The organism is Bradyrhizobium sp. BRP20 (genome assembly GCF_020194215.1).
In the GTDB taxonomy this organism is placed as follows: Bacteria; Pseudomonadota; Alphaproteobacteria; order Rhizobiales; family Xanthobacteraceae; genus Bradyrhizobium; species Bradyrhizobium yuanmingense.
In genome coordinates, this window is the sequence record NZ_JADYVY010000001.1 from 548,670 (window position 1) to 569,524 (window position 20,855).

Annotated in this window: 21 protein-coding genes; 12 read left to right on the forward strand and 9 right to left on the reverse strand. The window is 65.7% G+C overall.

The genetic code is table 11. The features are described 5' to 3' along the window. The first annotated feature begins 28 nt into the window (after positions 1-28). Together I6F33_RS02640 and I6F33_RS02645 are read left to right on the forward strand one after the other, a co-directional pair. Positions 29-745 (forward strand): MgtC/SapB family protein, encoded by a 717-nt coding sequence (locus tag I6F33_RS02640; protein ID WP_036021362.1) that lies wholly within the window; start codon positions 29-31, stop codon positions 743-745. A gap of 100 nt (positions 746-845) precedes the next feature. Next, positions 846-1,184 (forward strand): hypothetical protein, encoded by a 339-nt coding sequence (locus tag I6F33_RS02645; RefSeq protein WP_225139359.1) that lies wholly within the window; start codon positions 846-848, stop codon positions 1,182-1,184. A gap of 151 nt (positions 1,185-1,335) precedes the next feature. Here I6F33_RS02645 and I6F33_RS02650 read toward each other — a convergent pair whose 3' ends face one another. The 5 genes from I6F33_RS02650 to I6F33_RS02670 all read right to left on the reverse strand — a co-directional run bounded on the left by I6F33_RS02650 (position 1,336) and on the right by I6F33_RS02670 (position 6,167). Continuing rightward, entirely contained in the window at positions 1,336-2,778 is a 1,443-nt protein-coding gene (locus tag I6F33_RS02650) for a homospermidine synthase (RefSeq protein WP_225140974.1), read from the reverse strand. Positions 2,779-2,837: 59 nt separating this feature from the next. Further along, entirely contained in the window at positions 2,838-3,227 is a 390-nt protein-coding gene (locus tag I6F33_RS02655) for a RidA family protein (protein ID WP_036036634.1), read from the reverse strand. 147 nt (positions 3,228-3,374) lie between these two features. Beyond that, positions 3,375-3,962: a GNAT family N-acetyltransferase gene (locus tag I6F33_RS02660; protein WP_035997718.1), complete on the reverse strand. Its 588-nt coding sequence runs from the start codon at positions 3,960-3,962 to the stop codon at positions 3,375-3,377. Positions 3,963-4,096: 134 nt separating this feature from the next. After that, positions 4,097-5,239 carry a type III PLP-dependent enzyme gene (locus I6F33_RS02665; RefSeq protein WP_035997723.1) on the reverse strand — a complete coding sequence of 381 codons (1,143 nt, stop codon included), beginning with the start codon at positions 5,237-5,239 and terminating at the stop codon, positions 4,097-4,099. A gap of 673 nt (positions 5,240-5,912) precedes the next feature. Then, positions 5,913-6,167 carry a hypothetical protein gene (locus I6F33_RS02670; protein WP_035997726.1) on the reverse strand — a complete coding sequence of 85 codons (255 nt, stop codon included), beginning with the start codon at positions 6,165-6,167 and terminating at the stop codon, positions 5,913-5,915. 136 nt (positions 6,168-6,303) lie between these two features. On the opposite strand from I6F33_RS02670, the gene I6F33_RS02675 reads away from it, so the two are divergent. Genes I6F33_RS02675 through I6F33_RS02690 form a run of 4 tightly spaced genes read left to right on the forward strand, consistent with a single transcriptional unit; the run spans position 6,304 to position 10,581 of the window. Then, a complete protein-coding gene (locus I6F33_RS02675; RefSeq protein WP_225140976.1) occupies positions 6,304-8,385 on the forward strand; it encodes a M3 family metallopeptidase in 2,082 nt (693 codons plus the stop codon). Continuing rightward, on the forward strand, positions 8,385-9,023 hold the full coding sequence (locus I6F33_RS02680; protein ID WP_036036611.1) for a DUF1007 family protein: 639 nt from the start codon (positions 8,385-8,387) through the stop codon (positions 9,021-9,023). The genes I6F33_RS02675 and I6F33_RS02680 overlap by 1 nt, the downstream gene beginning before the upstream one ends. Continuing rightward, on the forward strand, positions 9,020-10,135 hold the full coding sequence (locus I6F33_RS02685) for a nickel/cobalt transporter (protein ID WP_225140978.1): 1,116 nt from the start codon (positions 9,020-9,022) through the stop codon (positions 10,133-10,135). The genes I6F33_RS02680 and I6F33_RS02685 overlap by 4 nt, the downstream gene beginning before the upstream one ends. An 8-nt stretch (positions 10,136-10,143) precedes the next feature. Next, complete coding sequence (locus I6F33_RS02690; protein ID WP_035997736.1) at positions 10,144-10,581, forward strand: thioesterase family protein; 438 nt, start codon at positions 10,144-10,146, stop codon at positions 10,579-10,581. A 6-nt stretch (positions 10,582-10,587) separates the two neighbouring features. On the opposite strand, the gene I6F33_RS02695 is transcribed toward I6F33_RS02690, so the two are convergent. After that, positions 10,588-10,986 carry an MAPEG family protein gene (locus I6F33_RS02695; RefSeq protein WP_035997738.1) on the reverse strand — a complete coding sequence of 133 codons (399 nt, stop codon included), beginning with the start codon at positions 10,984-10,986 and terminating at the stop codon, positions 10,588-10,590. Positions 10,987-11,069: 83 nt separating this feature from the next. Between I6F33_RS02695 and hemH the strand changes: the two genes are divergently transcribed. The 4 genes from hemH to I6F33_RS02715 all read left to right on the forward strand — a co-directional run bounded on the left by hemH (position 11,070) and on the right by I6F33_RS02715 (position 14,897). Beyond that, positions 11,070-12,107 (forward strand): ferrochelatase, encoded by a 1,038-nt coding sequence (gene hemH, locus I6F33_RS02700; protein ID WP_225140980.1) that lies wholly within the window; start codon positions 11,070-11,072, stop codon positions 12,105-12,107. Between the two features lie 10 nt (positions 12,108-12,117). After that, positions 12,118-13,095, forward strand: a complete 978-nt coding sequence (locus tag I6F33_RS02705; RefSeq protein ID WP_225140982.1) for an ABC transporter substrate-binding protein — start codon at positions 12,118-12,120, stop codon at positions 13,093-13,095. A 343-nt stretch (positions 13,096-13,438) separates the two neighbouring features. Beyond that, positions 13,439-14,428 carry an SPFH domain-containing protein gene (locus I6F33_RS02710; RefSeq protein WP_036021375.1) on the forward strand — a complete coding sequence of 330 codons (990 nt, stop codon included), beginning with the start codon at positions 13,439-13,441 and terminating at the stop codon, positions 14,426-14,428. 25 nt (positions 14,429-14,453) lie between these two features. Continuing rightward, positions 14,454-14,897 (forward strand): NfeD family protein, encoded by a 444-nt coding sequence (locus I6F33_RS02715; RefSeq protein WP_036021378.1) that lies wholly within the window; start codon positions 14,454-14,456, stop codon positions 14,895-14,897. 181 nt (positions 14,898-15,078) lie between these two features. On the opposite strand, the gene I6F33_RS02720 is transcribed toward I6F33_RS02715, so the two are convergent. Further along, positions 15,079-15,405, reverse strand: a complete 327-nt coding sequence (locus I6F33_RS02720; protein ID WP_035997791.1) for a helix-turn-helix domain-containing protein — start codon at positions 15,403-15,405, stop codon at positions 15,079-15,081. A 71-nt stretch (positions 15,406-15,476) separates the two neighbouring features. On the opposite strand from I6F33_RS02720, the gene I6F33_RS02725 reads away from it, so the two are divergent. Then, positions 15,477-16,034: a carboxymuconolactone decarboxylase family protein gene (locus I6F33_RS02725; protein ID WP_109142385.1), complete on the forward strand. Its 558-nt coding sequence runs from the start codon at positions 15,477-15,479 to the stop codon at positions 16,032-16,034. Positions 16,035-16,191: 157 nt separating this feature from the next. On the opposite strand, the gene I6F33_RS02730 is transcribed toward I6F33_RS02725, so the two are convergent. Continuing rightward, positions 16,192-17,199: an SIS domain-containing protein gene (locus I6F33_RS02730; RefSeq protein WP_036021423.1), complete on the reverse strand. Its 1,008-nt coding sequence runs from the start codon at positions 17,197-17,199 to the stop codon at positions 16,192-16,194. 191 nt (positions 17,200-17,390) lie between these two features. On the opposite strand from I6F33_RS02730, the gene I6F33_RS02735 reads away from it, so the two are divergent. Beyond that, entirely contained in the window at positions 17,391-19,133 is a 1,743-nt protein-coding gene (locus I6F33_RS02735; protein WP_225140984.1) for an outer membrane beta-barrel protein, read from the forward strand. Between the two features lie 183 nt (positions 19,134-19,316). Here the strand turns inward: I6F33_RS02735 and I6F33_RS02740 are convergent, their stop codons facing one another. Beyond that, complete coding sequence (locus I6F33_RS02740) at positions 19,317-20,768, reverse strand: glutamate synthase subunit beta (RefSeq protein WP_225139351.1); 1,452 nt, start codon at positions 20,766-20,768, stop codon at positions 19,317-19,319. Positions 20,769-20,855: the final 87 nt, after the last annotated feature.

Here is a 20,855-nt window from a genome sequence, read left to right on the forward strand (position 1 = left end):
TGTCATGGTTCCCGCCGTATAGGGAACCATGCGATTTCTGACGACCTTCCAGCTTGCCGACTTTGGCGACACCCTGGTCAGCCTGATCACGGCTTTCGTGCTGGGCACACTGATCGGCGCCGAACGGCAATACCGCCAGCGTACCGCGGGGCTGCGCACCAACGTGCTGGTCGCGGTGGGCGCTGCCGCCTTCGTCGATCTCGCCATGCAGCTGGACGGCGCCGACGGCGCGGTCCGGGTGATCGCCTATGTCGTCTCCGGCATCGGCTTCCTGGGGGCCGGCGTCATCATGAAGCAGGGCATGGACGTGCGCGGGCTCAACACCGCGGCGACCCTGTGGGCCTCGGCCGCGGTCGGCTCCTGTGCCGGCGCCGACATGATCGCACAGGCGGCCGCGCTGACCGTGTTCGTCATCGCCGGCAACACCATGCTGCGCCCGCTGGTCAACGCCATCAACCGCATCCCGCTGAACGAGAAGGCGCTGGAGGCGACCTACTATTTCAAGCTCGCGGTTGCGGCCGACGCCTTGCCCGACATGCGCGACCGCCTTGTCGACAAGCTCGAAGCGGCGAAATATGCCGTGGCCGATATCGAAGTCGCCGAGATCAGCGAGGGCATTCTGGAGATCGCCGCCAAGCTGGTTGCGACTGCGGTCGACCCGAACGAGCTGAACGCGGTCGCGACCGATCTGCAGCATCTGCCGGGCGTGCGGCATGCAACCTGGGAAGTCAGCACGACCGAGTAGCGCGGCGTTTTGGCGCGTGCCGGTGCGTTCCGCGCGTTTTCGGTTCCGGAACCCGCGCGCCCCAGTTTCGTTGATTCCGCGAACAAAGGCGGTGATCGACATGCCCGGCCGAGATGACAAACGTACACTGAAGCTCAACCTGACAATCGCCGGTGCGCTGTTCGCAGCAGGCGTTGCGGTGTCGGTGATGTCCCTGGCGCAAATCCGCGCCGAAAGCCGCATGCAGCTGGCGCAGGCGACGCCCCCGCTCCAGGGCACCCCGTCCGACGAACAGAGCAAGGTGCCCGCGGAGGCGAAGCCCGGCGGTGATCGCCCGACCACGCCGGCCCCCGAGCCGGCACGGCCGGAGCCGCAGACTCAGGGCGCGGCTGGTGCGGCCAAACCGGCGCTGCCGCCGGCCCCGGCCGAGAAGATCGCGCCGCCGATGGAGAAGAAGTAGTTTTTCCGGTCATTCCGGGGCGCGCGAAGCGCGAACTACGGTGCGCAATTGCGCACCGGAGAATCCATTTACCTGCAGAGTCTGCCGCCCGATGGATTCCGGGCTCGCGCCAAGTGGCGCGCCCCGGAATGACGGGCGGAGAGAGCCCGCCTCACCGCACCAGAATATTCCGGAACTGCCAGGGATCGCTGGTGTCGATGTCCTCCGGGAACAGTCCCGGACGATCCGTCAGCGGCGTCCAGTCGGTATAAAAGCCCTTCACCGGGCCGAGATAGGGCAGCTGAATTTCGAGCAGGCGCTCGAAATCCATCTCGTCGGCCTCGACGATGCCTTCGTTCGGGTTCTCCAGCGCCCAGACCATGCCGCCGAGCACGGCGGAGGTCACCTGCAGGCCGGTGGCGTTCTGGTAGGGCGCGAGCTCGCGGGTCTCTTCGATGGAGAGCTGCGAGCCGAACCAATAGGCGTTCTTGTCATGGCCGAACAGCAGCACGCCGAGCTCGTCGATGCCGTCGACGATCTCGTTCTCGTCGAGGATGTGGTGCTTCTCCTGCATCTTCCCGGCGCGGCCGAACATTTCATGCAGCGACAGCACGGCATCGTCGGCCGGATGGTAGGCATAGTGGCAGGTCGGCCGGTAAATCGCCTTGCCCGACGCATCGCGCACGGTGAAGTAATCGGCGATCGAGATCGACTCGTTGTGGGTGACGAGGAAGCCATACTGGGCGCCGCGGGTCGGGCACCAGGTGCGCACGCGCGTGTTGGCGCCGGGCTGCATCAGATAGATGGCAGCGCCGCAGCCGGCTTCATGGGTGTGCGCATTCTCGGGCATCCATTTCTCGTGGGTGCCCCAGCCGAGCTCGGATGGCTGCATGCCTTCCGACAGGAAGCCTTCCACCGACCAGGTGTTGACGAAGACGTCCGGCTCCTTCGGCTTCTTCGAGCGCTGGGTGTCGCGCTCGGCGATGTGGATGCCCTTGATGCCGGCCTGCCGCATCAAATCCGCCCATTCGCCCTTGGTCTTCGGCCTGGGTGCATTGAGCTTCAGATCGGTGGCGACATTGAGCAGCGCCTGCTTGACGAAGAAGGAGACCATGCCGGGATTGGCGCCGCAGCAGGAGATGGCCGTGGTCGAGCCGGCGGGACGGGCCTTCTTGGCGGCCAGCGTCGTTTCGCGTAGCGCGTAATTGGAGCGCGCTTCCGGACCCTTCGAGGAATCGAAATAGAAGCCAAGCCAGGGCTCGTTGACGGTGTCGATGTAGAGCGCGCCGAGCTCGTTGCAGAGCTCCATGATGTCGGTCGAGCCGGTATCGACCGACAGATTGACGCAGAACCCCTGGCCGCCGCCCTCGGTGAGCAGCGGGGTCAGCACCTCGCGGTAATTGTCCTTGGTCAGCCCTTTCTGGATGAAGCGGACATTGTGCTTCTCGCAAAGCGCCTTGCGGCCCTCGTCCTTGGGGTCGAGCACGGTGATGCGGGACTTGTCGTAATCGAGATGCCGCTCGATCAGGGGCAGCGTGCCTTTGCCGATGGAGCCGAAGCCGACCATGACGATGGGGCCGGTGATCTTCGCGTAGATCTGCGAGGGAGGGCTCATGGGATGGATTCTCCGGAACGTGCTGGCAGTGAGGGATGGATCAGGCGCTGCAGCGCTTGTCAGATGCTGCGGCGCTTGGCGGTGACTTCAATCTCGACCTTCATCTCGGGCCTCGCCAGGGCAGAGACGACCAGCAAGGTCGCCGCCGGCCTGATGTCGCCGAGGACCTCGCCGCAGACGGCGAAGTGGGCATCGATATAGCTGGCGTCGGTCACGTAATAGGTCGCACGGACGATATCGGCCATCTCGAATCCGCCCTCCTTCAGGGCGGCGGCGATGGTCTTGAAGCAGTTGCGTGACTGGCTCGTGACATCTGATGGCATCGTCATCGTGGTGTAGTCATAGCCGGTCGTTCCCGCGACGAAGGCGAACTCGCCGTCGATCACGGCACGGCTGTAGCCGACGGACTTCTCGAGCGGGGAGCCGGTGGAGATCAGGCGACGGGACATGGTCATGGGCCTCGACTGAAGGGGGTGTTTCGCGGGGTTAAAGGGCGTTTCCGGCGCCTGCGCAACCCCAAAGGAACGGGCCTCGCGCAGGCGCGGCAGGGCGTTGCCGCTCAATGCGGCTGCGGTCGTCGCTACACGAGCGATCCCTCAGGCCGCGTGCGCCTCAGGCGCGCGAACCGACCTCCGTTTGGGCAGGGCCGCGCCGGTCGGGACGATCATCCCGGCGGCGCCATCAAGCGCGCCATCAGTGAACTCGATCGCCAGCAGGCGGTTGCGCTCGAACGGGCCGGGCAGCGACAGCTCGGCGGTCTTCTCGGCTGTGAAGCCGAAGCGGGCGTAATAGGGGGCATCGCCGAGCAGGATCACGGCGCCATGCCCGCGCGCCCGGGCGGCAGCCAGCGCTTGTTGCATCAGCGCGGCGCCGATCCCGAGCTCGCGGCAGGCAGGGTCGACCGCCAGCGGTCCGAGGACCAGAGCGGGCCTGCCTCCGGCGCTGACATGCCACAGCCGCACGGTTCCCACGAGCTTGCCCTCGCGCATCGCCGACAGGGCAAGGCCTGCAGCGGGCGCGCGTCCGTCGCGCAGGCGCTGGCAGGTGCGGCCATGGCGGTTCTCGCCAAAGCAGGCATCGAGCAGCGCTTCACGCGTCGCGACGTCTCCAGCACGTTCCGCACGGATCACGAACGGAGCGGCTTTCGAGGTGAGGGCAACTTGCGGCTTCCGAGGAGCAGTCATGGCACGTCAGTCCCCGCTTGAACCGGCGGGCGCACAGCACGCCTGTCCAAGACGTCGTCAGAAATCGAGATGTTGGATGAGGAGCCGGCGGACCGGCTCCCGGGTTCGTCAGGCCTCTGGAAAAGAGAGGCGGATCAGATGTGGTACGTCCGCAGCGGCGGAATGCCGTTGAACGCCACCGACGAGTAGGTCGACGTATAAGCCCCGGTGCCTTCGATCAGCACCTTGTCGCCGATCTCGAGCGTCACCGGAAGCGGATACGGGGTCTTCTCGTACAGCACATCGGCGCTGTCGCAGGTCGGACCTGCGAGCACGCACGGGGTCATGTCCGCGCCGTCGTGACGGGTGCGGATGGCGTAGCGGATCGACTCGTCCATGGTCTCGGCGAGACCGCCGAACTTGCCGATGTCCAGGTACACCCAGCGCACCTCGTCCTCATCGCTCTTCTTCGAGATGAGCACGACCTCGGATTCGATGATGCCGGCGTTGCCCACCATGCCGCGGCCCGGCTCGATGATGGTCTCCGGAATCTGGTTGCCGAAGTGCTTGCGCAGCGCGCGGAAGATCGAGCGGCCGTAGGTGACGACCGGCGGCACGTCCTTCAGGTACTTGGTCGGGAAGCCGCCGCCCATGTTGACCATGGACAGGTTGATGCCGCGTTCGGCGCAGTCGCGGAACACCTGCGAGGCCATCGCCAGTGCACGGTCCCACGCCTTCACCTTGCGCTGTTGCGAGCCGACATGGAAGGAGATGCCGCACGGCTCCAGGCCCAGGCGCTTGGCGAGGTCGAGCACCTCGACCGCCATCTCCGGGTCGCAGCCGAACTTGCGCGACAGCGGCCACTCGGCGCCGGCGCAGTCATAGAGGATGCGGCAGAACACCTTCGCACCGGGAGCGGCGCGGGCGATCTTCTCGACCTCGGCGGCGCAATCGACCGCGAACAGGCGAATGCCGAGCGCGAAGGCGCGAGCGATGTCGCGCTCCTTCTTGATCGTGTTGCCGAAGGAGATGCGGTCGGGCGTCGCACCCGCAGCCAGCGCCATCTCGATCTCGGCGACCGTGGCGGTGTCGAAGCAGGAGCCCATGGACGCCAGCAAGGCCAGCACTTCCGGCGCCGGGTTCGCCTTGACGGCATAGAACACGCGGCTGTCGGGCAGCGCCTTGGCGAAGCTCTGGTAATTGTCGCGCACGACCTCGAGGTCGACGACGAGGCACGGCTCGGTGTCGAGGCCTTCGTTGCGGCGGTTGCGCAGGAATTCCTGGATACGTTCGGTCATGGCACTCTCCAACGGTCCCAGCGACGGGAGCCGTATCAACGTGACGTCTGATGAGAGTGCTTCGGCCGCATCGCGCGATGGAGGCGCGCTGGGGCCAAAAAACTCAAACCAGACTGTGCTGCCGTGGATTGGTTGGGAGAGTTTCCCGCCCGCTCACCTGGCAATGAAGGACAAGCCTTTTCAGTAGCCCGCGCCGGCGTTGGACTGCCGGTAGAGACCAAAAAAGCCCGATCCGTCGTTGCTTTAAGTCGCGTCCCCCGTTGAGAGCGGGGTGCGCCGGTTCGCCTCCGGCTGCCAGTCACGGTTGCAAAGAGCGAAGTCACCTTCGACATGGCATCTCTTTGAGAGAGATGCTGGGCGCTCCGGGTTTGCTTCGGTCGCTCGACGTTTCAGTCTCGACTTCCGCACTTCCGAAGAGCCCCTCGGCTTCTTCACCCCTTGGCGGCTGTCCGGCCTCTTGTCCGGATACCTACCGACTGACACACGACCACAGGCACGTGCGAAATTGGGCAAGTCCGCACATAAGCGTTTTGACTCTGGTTCGCAAGAATTTTTTTAGGCTGCGGACAGGATTGCCTAACATCTGCTTGCGCACTGTTGCGCGAGCGACGCGGAAGATGAACGCGCGTTAAGTTTTCGCCGCGCAGCGCGTGCTGCCCACGCGCGAGACGCGTCAGCCGCGCTTGGTGAAGGGCTCGATGCGCTGAGCGCCGCGGATGAAGGCGGTCATCACGAGCACGCCGAGTGCGAACAGCACGGCCTGCAGGATATGGGCGCCCTGGTCGCCGAGCCCGAACAGGATCGCAAGCGCCCAGCCGCCGGCAAAGGCCGCGCCGAACACCTCGGCGCCGATCAGGATGGCGGCGCTGATGACGGTGATGACGCTGGACCAGACGATCTGGCGGGACGATGAGGAAGGCGCGTTCATGGTTTCAGAGAGTCCTGGCTTCGAGGGCCGCAATCTCCCCGAAAAGGAGGCTGGGGGCAAGGGCAAACGGCCCAAAAAAGCCCCACGCGTGCTATAGCTGGCCGCAACAATCGAGCCACGAAATCCGGGACTTGTGATGTCAGAACCCCGCCAAACTACGGACGCCGAGACCAATCCGCTGCTGAAGGCCTGGGTGACGCCGTTCGCGACCCCGCCCTTCGACGAGATCAAGCCGGAGCATTTCCTGCCGGCCTTCGAGCAGGCCTTCGCCGACCACGCCGCCGAGATCGCGGCGATCACCAACGATCCCGCGGCGCCCGACTTCGCCAATACCATCACGGCGCTGGAGCGCTCGGGCAAGCTCCTGAGCAAGGTCGCGGCGGTCTTCTACGACCTCGTCTCGGCGCATTCCAACCCGGCCATCCTGGAGATCGACAAGGAGGTCTCCTTGCGGATGGCGCGGCACTGGAATCCGATCATGATGAACGCCGTGCTGTTCGGCCGCATCGCCCATCTGCACGAGAACCGCGCGGGTCTCGGTCTCACGCCCGAGCAGCTCCGTCTGCTGGAGCGCACCTACACCCGCTTCCACCGCTCCGGCGCCGGCCTCTCCGAGGAGGCCAAGACGCGGATGGCCGAGATCAACGAGCGGCTGGCCCAGCTCGGCACCGGCTTCAGCCACCATCTGCTCGGCGACGAGCAGGACTGGTTCCTGGAGCTCGGGGAGTCCGACCGCCAGGGCCTGCCCGAGAGCTTCGTCGCCAGCGCCAAGGCTGCGGCGGAAGAGCGCGGCATGGCAGGCAAGGCCATCGTCACGCTGTCGCGCTCCTCGGTCGAAACGTTCCTGAAGAGCTCCGCCCGGCGTGACCTCCGCGAGAAGGTCTACAAGGCCTTCATCGCGCGCGGCGACAACGGCAACGCCAATGACAACAATGCGACCATTGTCGAGATCCTGAAGCTGCGCGAGGAGAGCGCCGGGCTCCTGGGCTATCCGACCTACGCCGCCTACCGGCTCGAGGATTCCATGGCCAAGACGCCAGACGCGGTGCGCGGCCTGTTGGAGCGGGTCTGGAAGCCTGCCCGCGCCCGCGCGCTTGCCGACCGTGACGAGATGCAGGCGCTGATCACGGAGGAGGGCGGCAATTTCAAGCTCGCCCCTTGGGACTGGCGCTTCTACGCCGAGAAGCTGCGTCTGCAGCGCGCCAATTTCGACGATTCCGCGATCAAGCCGTATCTCGGTCTCGACAACATGATCGCCGCCGCCTTCGACTGCGCCACGCGCCTGTTCGGCGTCACCTTCGAGGAGCGCAAGGACGTTCCGGTCTGGCACCCGGACGTCCGGGTCTGGGAGATGAAGGGGCCGGATGGGAAGCACAAGGCGCTGTTCTATGGCGACTACTTCGCCCGGCCGTCCAAGCGCTCCGGCGCCTGGATGACCTCGCTGCGCGACCAGCAGAAGCTCGACGGCGACGTCGCGCCGCTGGTTCTCAACATCTGCAATTTCGCCAAGGGCGCCGGCGGCGAGCCGTCGCTGCTGTCGCCCGACGATGCCCGCACCCTGTTCCACGAGTTCGGCCACGGCCTGCACGGCATGCTCTCCAACGTGACCTATCCCTCGCTGTCGGGCACCTCCGTGTTCACCGACTTCGTCGAGCTGCCGTCGCAGCTCTACGAGCACTGGCAGGAGCGGCCCGAGGTGCTGCAGAAGTTCGCCCGCCACTACCAGACCGGCGAGCCGCTGCCGGACGACCTGCTGCAACGCTTCCTCGCCGCGCGAAAATTCAACCAGGGCTTTGCCACGGTCGAGTTCGTCTCCTCGGCGCTGGTTGACCTGGAATTCCACACCCAGCCGGCCGCCGCCGCGCAGGATGTCCGCGCCTTCGAGCGACGCGAGCTGGAGAAGATCGGCATGCCCGAGGAGATCGCGCTGCGTCATCGCCCCACGCAGTTCGGCCATATCTTCACCGGCGACCACTACGCTGCCGGCTATTACAGCTACATGTGGTCGGAGGTGATGGACGCCGACGCCTTCGGCGCGTTCGAGGAGGCCGGCGACATCTTCGATCCCGCCGTGGCCAAGCGCCTGCACGACGACATCTATTCGTCGGGCGGATCGGTCGATCCGGAAGCCGCCTACGAGGCGTTCCGCGGCCGCCCGCCGGAGCCGGATGCGCTGCTCCGCCGCCGCGGCCTGCTCGAAGACGCCAGGGCGGCCTGATGAACATGCGCGCCCTGTTCGGATGCCTGCTCGCCGCCGCGATGTCGCTCGTATCAGGTGCGGCGAGCGCGCATCCCCATGTCTGGATCACCGCGACCAGCGAATTGCTCTATGCTGCCGACGGCAGCGTCACCGGCGTGCGCCACGCCTGGACCTTCGACGACATGTTCTCGGCCTATGCGGTGCAGGGGCTCGAGAGCAAGACCAAGGGCGCATACACAAGCGAGGAGCTGAAGCCCCTGGCGCAGACCAACGTCGAGTCCTTGAAGGAATACGCCTACTTCACCTTCGCCAAGGCCGACGGGAAGAAGGAGCGGTTCCAGGAGCCGGTCGACTATTTCCTCGACTACAAGGACACGGTGCTGACCCTGCACTTCACCTTGCCGCTGAAGAATCCGGTCAAGCCCAGGCAGCTGGTGCTCGAAGTGTTCGACCGTTCCTTCTTCATCGACTTCCAGATGGCCAAGGACAGTCCGGTCAAGCTGGTCGGTGCGCCCGCGGGGTGCCAGATGAAGCTGGAGCGGCCGAACGACGGCACCGCGAGCGCGCAGAAGCTGAACGAGCAGACCTTCCTGAACGGTGAGAACTCGAATTTCGGCATGATGTTCGCCAACAAGATCACGGTGGATTGCCCTTGAAGCCGCAACTCTCTCCGCTCGCACGTGGGCTGCTCGCCTCTGCCGCTGTGCTGCTGGTCGTGGCTGTGACTGATGCCGCGCTTCATGATCTGCTCGCGCAAAACCCGTTCGGCGCGCCGCGGCCGGCGCAGGCGGCCGAGCCTGAAGCGAGCGGCCTCATCGGCTGGCTCCTGGCCAAGCAGTCGGAATTCTATCGCCAGATGTCGGCAACCATCCGCGCCGCGAAGTCCGATGGCTCGGCGGTGTGGACGCTGCTGTTCATCTCGTTCGCCTACGGCATCTTCCACGCCGCCGGTCCCGGCCACGGCAAGGCGGTGATCGCCTCCTATCTGGTCGCCAACCGCGAGACGGCGCGGCGCGGCATCGCGCTGTCCTTTGCCTCGGCCCTGATGCAGTCGCTGGTCGCGATCCTCATCGTCGGCATCTCGGCCTGGCTGCTGAATGCGACGGCCAAGACGATGTGCAAGGCGGAAGGCGTGATCGAGATTGCGAGCTACGCCCTGATCGCGCTGTTCGGCCTGCGCCTGGTCTGGGTCAAGGGCCGCACCTTCATCCGCGCATTTCAGGCCATCCAGCCGGTGCCGGCGATGGCGGGCGTGCCGCACGACCATGATCACCACCATCATGATGCGCATGATCATCATCACCACGATCACGGCCATGATCAACACCATGGCCACGGCCACGCTCACCATCACCACGGGCACGACCACGTCCACGACGAGCATTGCGGCCATTCCCACGGACCCACGCCAAGCGAACTCGCCGGCCCCGGCGGCTGGCGGCGCGGCTTCGCTGCGATCCTGACCGTCGGCATCCGCCCCTGCTCGGGCGCAATCCTGGTCCTGGTGTTCGCGCTGGCGCAGGGCCTGTTCTGGGCAGGGATCGCCGCGACCTTCCTGATGGGGTTGGGCACCGCGATCACGGTGGCGGCCATTGCTGTCGTTGCCGTCTCCGCCAAGGACATTGCCGCCCGCCTCAGCGCCGGACGCGACGGCGGTGGCGCGCTGTTTATGCGCGGCATCGAGTTCGGCGCCGCGAGTCTGGTCCTGCTGTTCGGCGTCGGCCTCCTGTTCGGCTACATTGCCGCCGAACGGACCACGTGTTTTTGAGGCGATAGATGTCGCGCGAACACTTCTGGTTCTTCCATCCGTTCCGGGTGCGCTATTCCGAGATCGACGGCCAGGGCGTCGTCTTCAACGCGCATTATTTGACCTATTTCGACACTACCATCACCGAATATTTCCGCGCGCTCGGCTTCGACCAATATGCGGATGCAAAGGCGAGCGGCATCGATTTCCACGTCGTCAAATCGCTGATCGAGTACAAGGCGCCTGTTAGGTTCGACTGGGAGCTCGACGTCGGCGCGCGCGTGGCGCGGATCGGCAATTCGAGCCTCCTGTTCGAGCTCGCCATCTTCCGGAAGGGCGGCACTGAGGCGCTGGTAACCGGCGAGATCGTCTGGGTCTACACGGACCAGAACACCCATCGTCCGGTCACGATCCCGGCATCAATGCGGGCACTGATCGCGACGCGAGAACGCCATCTTTCGGCGTGAAGCCGCTCACACCGGCAGAAACCGCTTCAATGCCGGCATGAAGAAGATGCCGAGATTGATCGCAAAGCCGATGCTCCAGAGGATCGAGCGCAGCGTCGGGCGGTTGCCGAGATACGTCAGCACATAGGCAATCCGCACGATCAGGAACAGCGCCGCGAGCTCGTCGATCAGCCGCTGCGGCGCTTCCCTGTATTCGGCGAGCAGCACCGCGAACGCAAAGAACGGAAACGTCTCGATGCCGTTCTGGTGCGCGCCGAGCGCGCGTTGCGACAGGGCGTCCTCATAGAAGGCGGGGTCGCGCGGCCGGGAATTGTCGAAGCGGCGAAACCTGATCCATTTGACCGTGACGATCGTCGACAGATAGAGCAGCAGCGCCCCGAAGACGCACCATTCCGCGAGTGTCATCCTGCCTCCCCCCGCTTGGGTGCGACCCTAGCGAACCCCGGCTCATCTTGACAAGTTCGGACCAACGCGCGACCCAACCAGTCATGAACAGCGTCCTCCCCCTCGAGACCGCGAAACCGGCCACCCGATCCGCCCTACCGCGCGTCGGCGTGCTCCTGATCAATCTCGGAACGCCCGATACGGCCGATGCTCCGGGCGTGCGGATCTACCTCAAGGAGTTCCTCAGCGACGCCCGCGTCATCGAGGACCAGGGCCTGATCTGGAAACTGGTGCTGAACGGGATCATTCTGCGCAGCCGTCCGCGCACCAAGGCGCTCGACTACCAGAAGATCTGGAACAATGAGCGGAACGAGTCGCCGCTGAAAACCATCACGCGCTCGCAAAGCGACAAGCTCGCGGCCGCCTTGTCGGACCGCGACAACGTCGTCGTGGATTGGGCGATGCGCTACGGCAATCCGTCGATCAAGTCGGGCATCGACGCGCTGATCGCGAAGGGCTGCGAGCGTATCCTGGCCGTGCCGCTCTATCCGCAATATTCGGCCTCGACCTCGGCGACCGTCTGCGACGAAGTCTTCCGCGTGCTCGCGCAGCTGCGGAACCAGCCGACTCTGCGGGTGACGCCGCCCTACTATGACGACAAAGCCTATATCGAGGCGCTCGCCGCCTCGATCGAGGGCCATCTGGCGACGCTGTCCTTCAAGCCGGAGCTGATCGTGGCATCCTTCCACGGCATGCCGAAAGCCTATGTCGACAAGGGCGATCCCTATCAGCAGCACTGCATCGCGACGACCGAGGCGCTGCGCCGCCGGCTCGGCATGGACGAGACCAAGCTGCTGCTGACCTTCCAGTCGCGCTTCGGCAACGACGAGTGGCTGCAGCCCTATACCGACAAGACCATGGAGCGGCTTGCCAAAGAGGGCGTGCGCCGCATCGCGGTGGTGACGCCGGGCTTTTCCGCCGACTGCCTGGAGACGCTGGAGGAGATCGCGCAGGAGAACGCGGAGATCTTCAAGCACAATGGCGGCGAGCAGTTTTCCGCGATCCCCTGCCTCAACGACAGCGGACCGGGCATGGACGTGATCCGCACCCTGGTGCTGCGCGAGCTCCAGGGCTGGATCTGATGGGCGTCCCATGAACCGCCGCCGGTGCCTGGCGCTTCTGGGGATGCTCGCGGCGCTGCCGGCCCCGGCCCTGGCGCAGCAGCCGAACGCGACACGGCGGCTCGGCGTGCTCTCGGTCACGGCTGCTGAAGATGCGATCGGCCAGACGCGCAGCATGGCCCTGGTCGAAGCGCTCGCCGGCCAAGGCTGGAAAGAGCGCGACAATCTCAAGATCGATTGGCGCAACGGCGGCGGCGAGCGCGCCCGCATCGCGCAGCTCGCCGACGAGCTGATCGCGCTCAAGCCCGACATCCTGCTTGCGGTCGGCACACCCTCGGTCGAAGAGCTGCGCCGGCGCACCACGACGATCCCGATCGTGTTCGCCGTCGTCACCGATCCCGTCAGCCAGGGCTTTGTCGAAAACCTCGCGCATCCCGGCGGCAACCTCACCGGCTTTACCGATTACGATGGTCCGCTGGCCGGCAAATGGCTGGAGATGCTGACGCAGGTCACGCCGAAGGTGTCCCGCGTTGCGGTCGTCTTCAATCCCGCCACCGCGCCGTTTGCGCCCCTGATGCTGCGCACCATCGAGGACGCCGCACGGACGCTGCGCCTGACGGTCGAGCCCGCGCCCGTCCGTGACGCCGTCTCGATCGGGGCGCTGGCTTCCAGGCAAGACGGCGCCATCCTGGTCCTGCCGGACTTCTTCACCATGGCCAACCGCGCGCAACTGCTCTCGGCGATCGCACAGGCGCGTGTGCCCGCGGTGTTCTGGAGCCGTACCTTCGTCGACGAAGGTGGGCTGATGTCCTACAGCACCGACAGCGTCGAGCAGCTTCGCCGCGCCGCGGACTATATCGATCGGATCCTGAAGGGCGCACGGCCGGCCGACCTGCCGGTGCAGAATCCCACCAAGTTCGAGCTGGTGATCAACCTGAAGGCGGCGAGAGCGCTCGGCATCACGCTTTCCCCGGGCCTGCTTGCAATTGCGAATGACGTGATCGAATGAACCCGTCCGTGACGGACGCCTCGCCCGAATTCGTTAATCTCCGCCGCTAGAGCATGATCCGGAAAAGCGTGAAGCGGTTTTCCGAAAAGATCATGCTCAAACAATGACCTAAAGCGCGATGACGATTCATCATGATCGCATCGCGGTTCAGGCCTGCGCCCGCGCGCTTTCAAGAGCCTGTCGCAAATACAAATCGCGACCGTTCTCTTGCTGTGCGTCTTGTGTGGAATTGCTCCGATACCGACGTGAATTGCGACCGCTGAACCGGTAGGATCGTGATCCCGACCAATGACAGCGCCGGAAAGGGCTTTTTCCTGACGTCTTGTCCCGGCTTGGAGGAGATATGAGCGGCTTCGACATTTTCGCGATTGTTCTGGTGTTGCTCGTCATCGTCACGCTTGTCGCCGGCGTGAAGACGGTGCCGCAGGGCTATGACTGGACCATCGAGCGGTTCGGCAAATACACCCAGACGCTGAGCCCCGGGCTCAATTTGATCGTGCCCTATTTCGATCGCGTCGGGCGCAAGATCAACATGATGGAGCAGGTGATCGACATTCCCGAGCAGGAGGTGATCACCAAGGACAACGCCACCGTGACGGTGGACGGCGTCGCCTTCTATCAGGTGTTCGATGCCGCCAAGGCGAGCTACGAGGTCGCCAACCTGAACCAGGGGATTACGGTGCTCACCATGACCAACATCCGCTCGGTGATGGGCTCGATGGACCTCGACCAGGTGCTGTCGCACCGCGACGAAATCAACGAGCGCCTGCTCCGCGTGGTCGATGCCGCGGTCTCGCCCTGGGGCGTCAAGGTCAACCGCATCGAGATCAAGGACATCGTGCCGCCCGCCGACCTGGTCGAAGCCATGGGGCGGCAGATGAAGGCCGAGCGGGTCAAGCGCGCCGACATTCTCGCGGCCGAAGGCCAACGCCAGTCCGAGATCCTGCGCGCCGAGGGCGCCAAGCAGGGCCAGATCCTCCAGGCGGAAGGCCGCCGCGAGGCCGCCTTCCGCGATGCCGAGGCGCGCGAGCGGTCGGCGGAAGCCGAGGCCAAGGCCACGCAAATGGTCAGCGAGGCCATCGCCAAGGGCGATGTCGCTGCGCTAAACTATTTTATCGCCGACAAGTATATCAAGGCATTCGGGCAACTGGCCGACTCGCCGAACCAGAAGGTCATCATGCTTCCGGTCGAAGCGATGAGCATGCTGGGCTCGCTCGCCGGCATCGGCGAAATTGCGAAGGCCACGTTCGGGGAGAGCGCGGTGGCCGCGGCCCGCCGCGGCGGCTCGGTACCGTCGTCGGGCCCGACGCCGCCGTCCGTGCCGCAGCAGTAATGGGACTATTCACAGAGGTCTTGTCATGACCGACATGTTCGTATCGCTCGGCAACTGGAACTGGCTGATCCTCGGCTTCATCCTGATGGCCCTGGAGGTGCTGGCGCCCGGCATCTTCCTGTTCTGGCTTGGGCTCGCTGCGCTGTTGGTCGGCCTGATCTCGTTCGCGGCTGCAATCTCCTGGCAGATCCAGCTCGTGATGTTCGCGATCTTTGCCGCCGCTGCCGTGCCGGTCTGGCGCCGCCTGGCCAAGCCGAAGCCGGACGCCAGCGCCAGTCCGTTCCTCAACAAGCGTACCGAAGCCCTGCTCGGCCGTGAGTTCACGCTGGAGAAGCCGATCATCGACGGCACCGGCACCGTGCGCATCGGCGACACGGTATGGCGCGTGGCTGGGCCCGATACGCCGGCCGGCACGCGGGTGAAGGTGGTACAGGTCGACGGCGCGAACCTGACGGTCGCCGCGGCGTGAGGACTTTTCCCCTCTCCCCTTGCGGGAGAGGGTGGCTCGCCGCAAAGCGGCGAGACGGGTGAGGGGTGTCTCTCCGCGATAGCTAAGCTGAGTTCGTGGAGAGAGACCCCTCATCCGGCGCTTCGCGCCACCTTCTCCCACAAGGGGAGAAGGAACACCAGCGCGTGGCAACGAGTGATGCTCACCTTCTCCATCGCTCCGCAAACCTGTGCAGTGGCATGAAGGTCTCGCACAATTCCCGGCCCAGCGGTGTCAGTCCGTAACCTCCGCCGTCGCCCAGCTCCACGAAGCCCGCCTCGCGCAGCTCGGTCAGCCGGGCCTGCAGCACCGTGGGCGAGGCCTCGTCGCAGGCGCTGCGCAGGGCGCGCGAGGTGAGGGGCTCTCCGCGCAACTCCCACAAGATCCGCAAGGCCCAGCGCCGGCCGAGCAGGTCGAGCAAAGCCATGATCGGCCGTCCGGTGCGCGAGCCGCGGACGCGGCGTTCTGCTGTTGTCGCCCGTTTCGCCATGGTCACCTCTTGCGTCATGCTACGGATAATGTAGCGTAGTGCTACGGTAAATGTAGCAACGGAAATCGCTCATGTCCCAGGCCTCACCGCGCATCGCCCCGCTCTCGCCGCCTTATCCCCTGGACATCCAGGCGCAGTTCGACCGCATCATGCGCGGTGCGCCGCCGCTGGTGCTGTTCCGGGTGATGGCGGGCCATGACCGCGCCTGGGACAAGTTTCGCGCGGGCGGGCTGCTTGATCCGGGGCCGCTCTCGCTGCGCCAGCGTGAGATCGTCATCGACCGCACCTGTGCGCTGAACGGATGCGAATACGAATGGGGCGTGCATGTCGCGATCTTCGCCGGGCCGGCGAAGCTCACCGCGGAGGAGGTGCGTGCGACGGTGCTGGGTGATACGAATTCGGCCCTTTGGTCGCCGGCCGAGCAGGCGCTGATCGCAGCCGTCGACGCGCTGCATCATCGCGCGACACTCGCGGACGAGGAGTTCGCCGCGCTGTCGACGCATTACGACGAGGCGCAGATACTGGAGATCATGCTGCTGTGCGGCTTCTATCGCACGGTGTCGTATTTGGCGAACGGGCTGCGCTTGCCGCTGGAGGAGAACGCGGCGCGGTTTCCGGCGCCGCTCTAGCGGCCGTCATTGCGAGGAGCGTCTCATCCTTACCGTCATTCCGGGGCGCGCGAAGCGCGAGCCCGGAATCCATCGGGCAGCGACCTCGGGGTGAATGGATTCCGGGTTCGCGCCAAGTGGCGCGCCCCGGAATGACGGGTGAAGCGGGCTGCGCGCCCTACGCCACGCCCGCGCGCAGCAGATCGTGCAGATGCACGATCCCGACCACCTTGCCAGCTTCCGTCACCAGCAGCGAGGTGATCTTGCGGGTGTTCAGCACCTCGATCATCTCGGTCGCGAGCATCGAAGGCGGCACGGTCTTGGGCTGCTTCGTCATGATCTCGTCGACGGTCACCGTCAGCAGATCGGGCCGCATGTGGCGGCGCAGATCGCCGTCGGTGATGATGCCGACGGCCTCGCCCGCATCGTTAACGATGCAGACGCAGCCGAGCCCCTTCGCCGACATCTCGACCACGGCTTCCGACATCTCGGTGCCGAGCGGCTTGAGCGGAATCTCAGCGCCCGTGCGCATGTAGTCGCGGACGAATTTCAGCATCGCGCCCAGCTTGCCGCCGGGGTGGAAATGCGCGAACTCCAGCGCGGTGAAGCCGCGTCCCTCCAGCAGCGCGATCGCGAGCGCGTCGCCGATCGCGGCCTGCATCAGCGTCGAGGTGGTCGGCGCCAGATTGTGCGGGCAGGCCTCGCGCGCCTTGGGCAGCTCGATCACGAGGTCGGCGGCCTGGCCGAGCGAGGACGACGCGCTCGAGGTCACCGCGATCATGGGGATCGCAAAGCGCGCCGAATAGTTCACGAGGTTCTTCATCTCCGGCTGCTCGCCGGACCAGGACAGCGCCAGGATGACGTCGTCGGGCGTGATCATGCCGAGGTCGCCATGACCGGCTTCGGCGGCGTGCACGAAGAAGGAAGGCGTGCCGGTCGAGGCCAGCGTCGCGGCGATCTTGCGGCCCATATGGCCTGACTTGCCGAGCCCGGTGACGATGACGCGGCCCTTGGCGTTGCGGATCAGCTCGACCGCCTTGGCGAACGGCTCGCCCAGCGGGCCGCGCAGCGCGCTAGCGAGCGCATTGATGCCGCCGCTCTCCGTCTCCAGCGTGCGGAGCGCGGATTCGACGCTATCGGGAATGGAGCCGGATGATTGGGTCATCAGCGGTTTCGAGCTCGGCATGGTCGGGTCCAGGGAGGAGGGGCGTTCGCCCATTGGCGCCTGCTTAGCACGCCCCGATCAGCGAGGCGACGCGCGGCCGGATGCCCTCAACCGGTCATTAACCATAATTGTTTTAACTCCATTAACGATGGTTCTCGCCAGTCGGCGGGGATGATCGAGAAAGTGTTTGATTTCGTTGGGGTAATTCCATCGTGGGGTCGTCTCCAGGCAGGGGCCGGAGCAAGGTCGCGCATTTCCTGCGCGCCTCTTTGCCGTGCCTCGCGCTGACCACCCTCGCAAGCGGCCCGGCGGCGGCCCAGGGGCTCACGCCCGACCTGTTCAATCCCAACCGCGGCGCCTTCGCTTCGCCTGAGACGCTGCCGACCCGCCGCACCGCCGGCGTACCCCAGGCGCCCTCCGATGCCTTGCCGAAACTGCCTGATCCCAACGCCGACCCGCGCCAGCGCCAGCAGGCGCCGGCGAGCTCGCGTGTCGGTCAGGTCCCGACCTACGGCCTGCCGGCCGCCACCGGCGCGAGCGGCTCCGGCTACGACTCGCTCAACCGCAAGCGCCAGCAGCCCAAGCTCTATCCGGGCCAGCCGAAGCCGAAGCGCGCCGCCGGTCCCGGCTCACCGCCGCCGCCCGCAACGCCGGCCACGACGCTGGGCCCGCCGCGCATCGCGCCACCGCCCTCCGAGACCGCGCACAAGGTCCCGGTGCCGGCGGCGATGGCGGGCAACGTGCCCGGCCAGCCGCTGCGCCGCCGCCTCAGGGCCGATGACGATCCGTTCGGCGCGGTCGGCGATTACGCCGGCAGCTTCCTGATCAAGGGCGGGCTCGAGCTCTCCGCCGGCTACGACAGCAATCCGACGCGCCTCAACAGACCGGTCGGTTCGCCCGCCTATGTCATCGCGCCCGATCTGCTCGTGGTGTCGGATTGGGAGCGCCACGCACTGGTCGCCGATCTGCGCGGCTCGTTCTCGGGCTACACCAACGACATGCCGGCGACGATCAACGGCTTGGCCTCGCCGTCGCCGGTCGAGGCCAATCGTCCCGACTTCAACGGCCATGTCGATGGCCGCCTCGACGTCACCCGCGATTTCAAGCTGACCTCGCAGCTGCGCCTGCGGCTCGCCACCGACAATCCCGGCAGCCCCAACGTGCAGGCCGGCCTGCAGAGATATCCGGTCTACGCCGCCTATGGCACGACGCTCGGCTTCGACCAGACCTTCAACCGCTTCCAGGTCGCGGCCGGCGCCACCATCGATCGCACCGCCTACACCGATTCCAAGCTCACCGACGGCTCGACCTTCAGCAACGACGACCGCAACTTCAACCAATATGGCGGCGTCGGCCGCTTCTCCTACGACCTCAAGCCCGGCCTAAAACCCTTCGTCGAGATCCAGGGCGACACCCGCGTCCACGACCAGGCCGCCGACCGCAACGGCTATTTCCGCGATTCGAACGGCGGCTATGCCAAGGTCGGCTCGTCGTTCGAGTTCTCGCGCATCCTCACCGGCGAGATCTCGGTCGGCTATTCCGCGCGCAGCTACACCGATCCGCGCCTCAGCCAGCTGGCAGGGTTTCTGACCACGGGCTCGCTGATCTGGAGCGCCAGCGGCCTCACCACGGTGAAGTTCTTCACCGACACGCAGATATCGGAGACCACGGTCCCCGGCTCATCCGGCGTCCTGGTGCGCACCTACTCCGCCGAAGTCGACCACGACTTCCGCCGCTGGCTCACCGCGGTCGGCAAGTTCACCTACGGCACGCTCGACTACCAGGGCCAGAACCGCAACGACAAGACCTACTCGTTCGAAAGCAATTTGATCTACAAGCTCAACCGCAACATCTGGGTCAAGGGCACCCTGCGCCACGACATCCTGGATTCGAACTTGGCGGGCTCGAGCTCGCAGGGCACGGTGGTGCTGCTCGGGGTGAGGCTGCAGAATTGAGGCGCTTGTTAGCGCGTCGCACGAGACGAAGCCGAAAGGCGCGGCTCTCTCCAATTGTCATTCCGGGGCGCGCCACTTGGCGCGAGCCCGGAATCCATCGGGCGTCTGGGTTGGTGACGAATGGATTCTCAGGTGCGCAATTGCGCACCATAGCTCGCGCTTCGCGCGCCCCGGAATGACATCTCAGCGCGGCAAATCCGTCTTTCCCATAAGGAACGTATCGATCGACCGCGCGCACAGCCGGCCCTCGCGGATCGCCCACACGACGAGCGATTGCCCACGCCGCATGTCGCCGGCGGTGAACACGTTGGGGCGCGAGGTCTGGTAGTCCAGCGTGTTGGCCTTGACGTTGCCGCGGGGGTCGAGCTCGACCGCGAGCAGCTTCAAGAGGCCCTCGTGCACGGGATGGACGAAGCCCATCGCGAGCAGGACGAGCTCGGCGTCGAGCTCGAACTCGGTGCCGGCGATCGGCTTGAACTTGTCGTCGACGCGGACGCAGTGCAGCTTCTTGACCTGGCCGTTCTCGCCCGAGAACTTCTGGGTCAGCACGGCGTATTCACGGACGGCGCCTTCGGCCTGGCTCGACGAGGTCCGCATCTTCAGCGGCCAGTTCGGCCAGGTCAGGCCCTTGTTCTCGCGCTCGGGCGGCGCGGGCATGATCTCGAGCTGCGTCACCGAGAGCGCGCCCTGGCGCAGCGAGGTGCCGATGCAGTCGCTTCCCGTGTCGCCGCCGCCGATGACGACGACGTGCTTGCCGCCGGCCAAAATCTCCTGGACGCCGCCGAGCGGCTCCTCGGAGACGCGGCGGTTCTGCTGCGGCAGGAAGTCCATGGCGTAGTGGATGCCGGCGAGCTCGCGGCCGGGGATCGGCAGGTCGCGCGGGGCTTCCGCACCGCCGGTCAGCGCCACGGCGTCGTACTCGTTGAGCATCTCGCGCGGATCGACGTTGCCCTCAGCGCCGACATGGCTGTTGTAGTGGAAGGTGACGCCTTCAGCTTCCATCTGCGCCACGCGGCGGTCGATGACGCCCTTCTCCATCTTGAAGTCGGGAATGCCGTAGCGCAGCAGGCCGCCGGCCTTGGCGTACTTCTCGTAGAGGTGGACGTCGTGGCCGGCGCGCGCCAGCTGCTGCGCACAGGCCATGCCGGCCGGACCCGAGCCGATCACCGCGACTTTCTTGCCGGTCTTCACAGTCGCGACTTCCGGCTGGAGCCAGCCATTGTCCCAGGCGCGATCGACGATCGCGCATTCGATGGTCTTGATGGTGACGGGGTTGTCGTCGATGTTGAGCGTGCAGGACGCCTCGCACGGCGCCGGGCAAATGCGCCCCGTGAACTCCGGGAAATTGTTGGTCGAATGCAGGTTGCGCGAGGCCTCTTCCCAATTGCCCTGGTAGACGAGGTCGTTCCAGTCGGGAATCTGGTTGTTGACCGGACAGCCCGGCGTGCCCGGCGCGACCGAGCCGGTGCCGTGGCAATAGGGAATGCCGCAATTCATGCAGCGCGCGGCCTGGTCGCGCACCTCCTTCTCGGAGAGCGGAACGACGAATTCCTTGTAATGCTTCACGCGCTCGGCGACCGGGGTGTACTTGCGGTCGTGCCGTTCGATTTCCAGAAAACCCGTGATCTTGCCCATTAAACCCGAAGTCCCTGCCGCTTAAATTCGTCTTGTTGTTTCCTCACCGTCATTGCGAGGAGCGAAGCGACGAAGCAATCCAGTCTT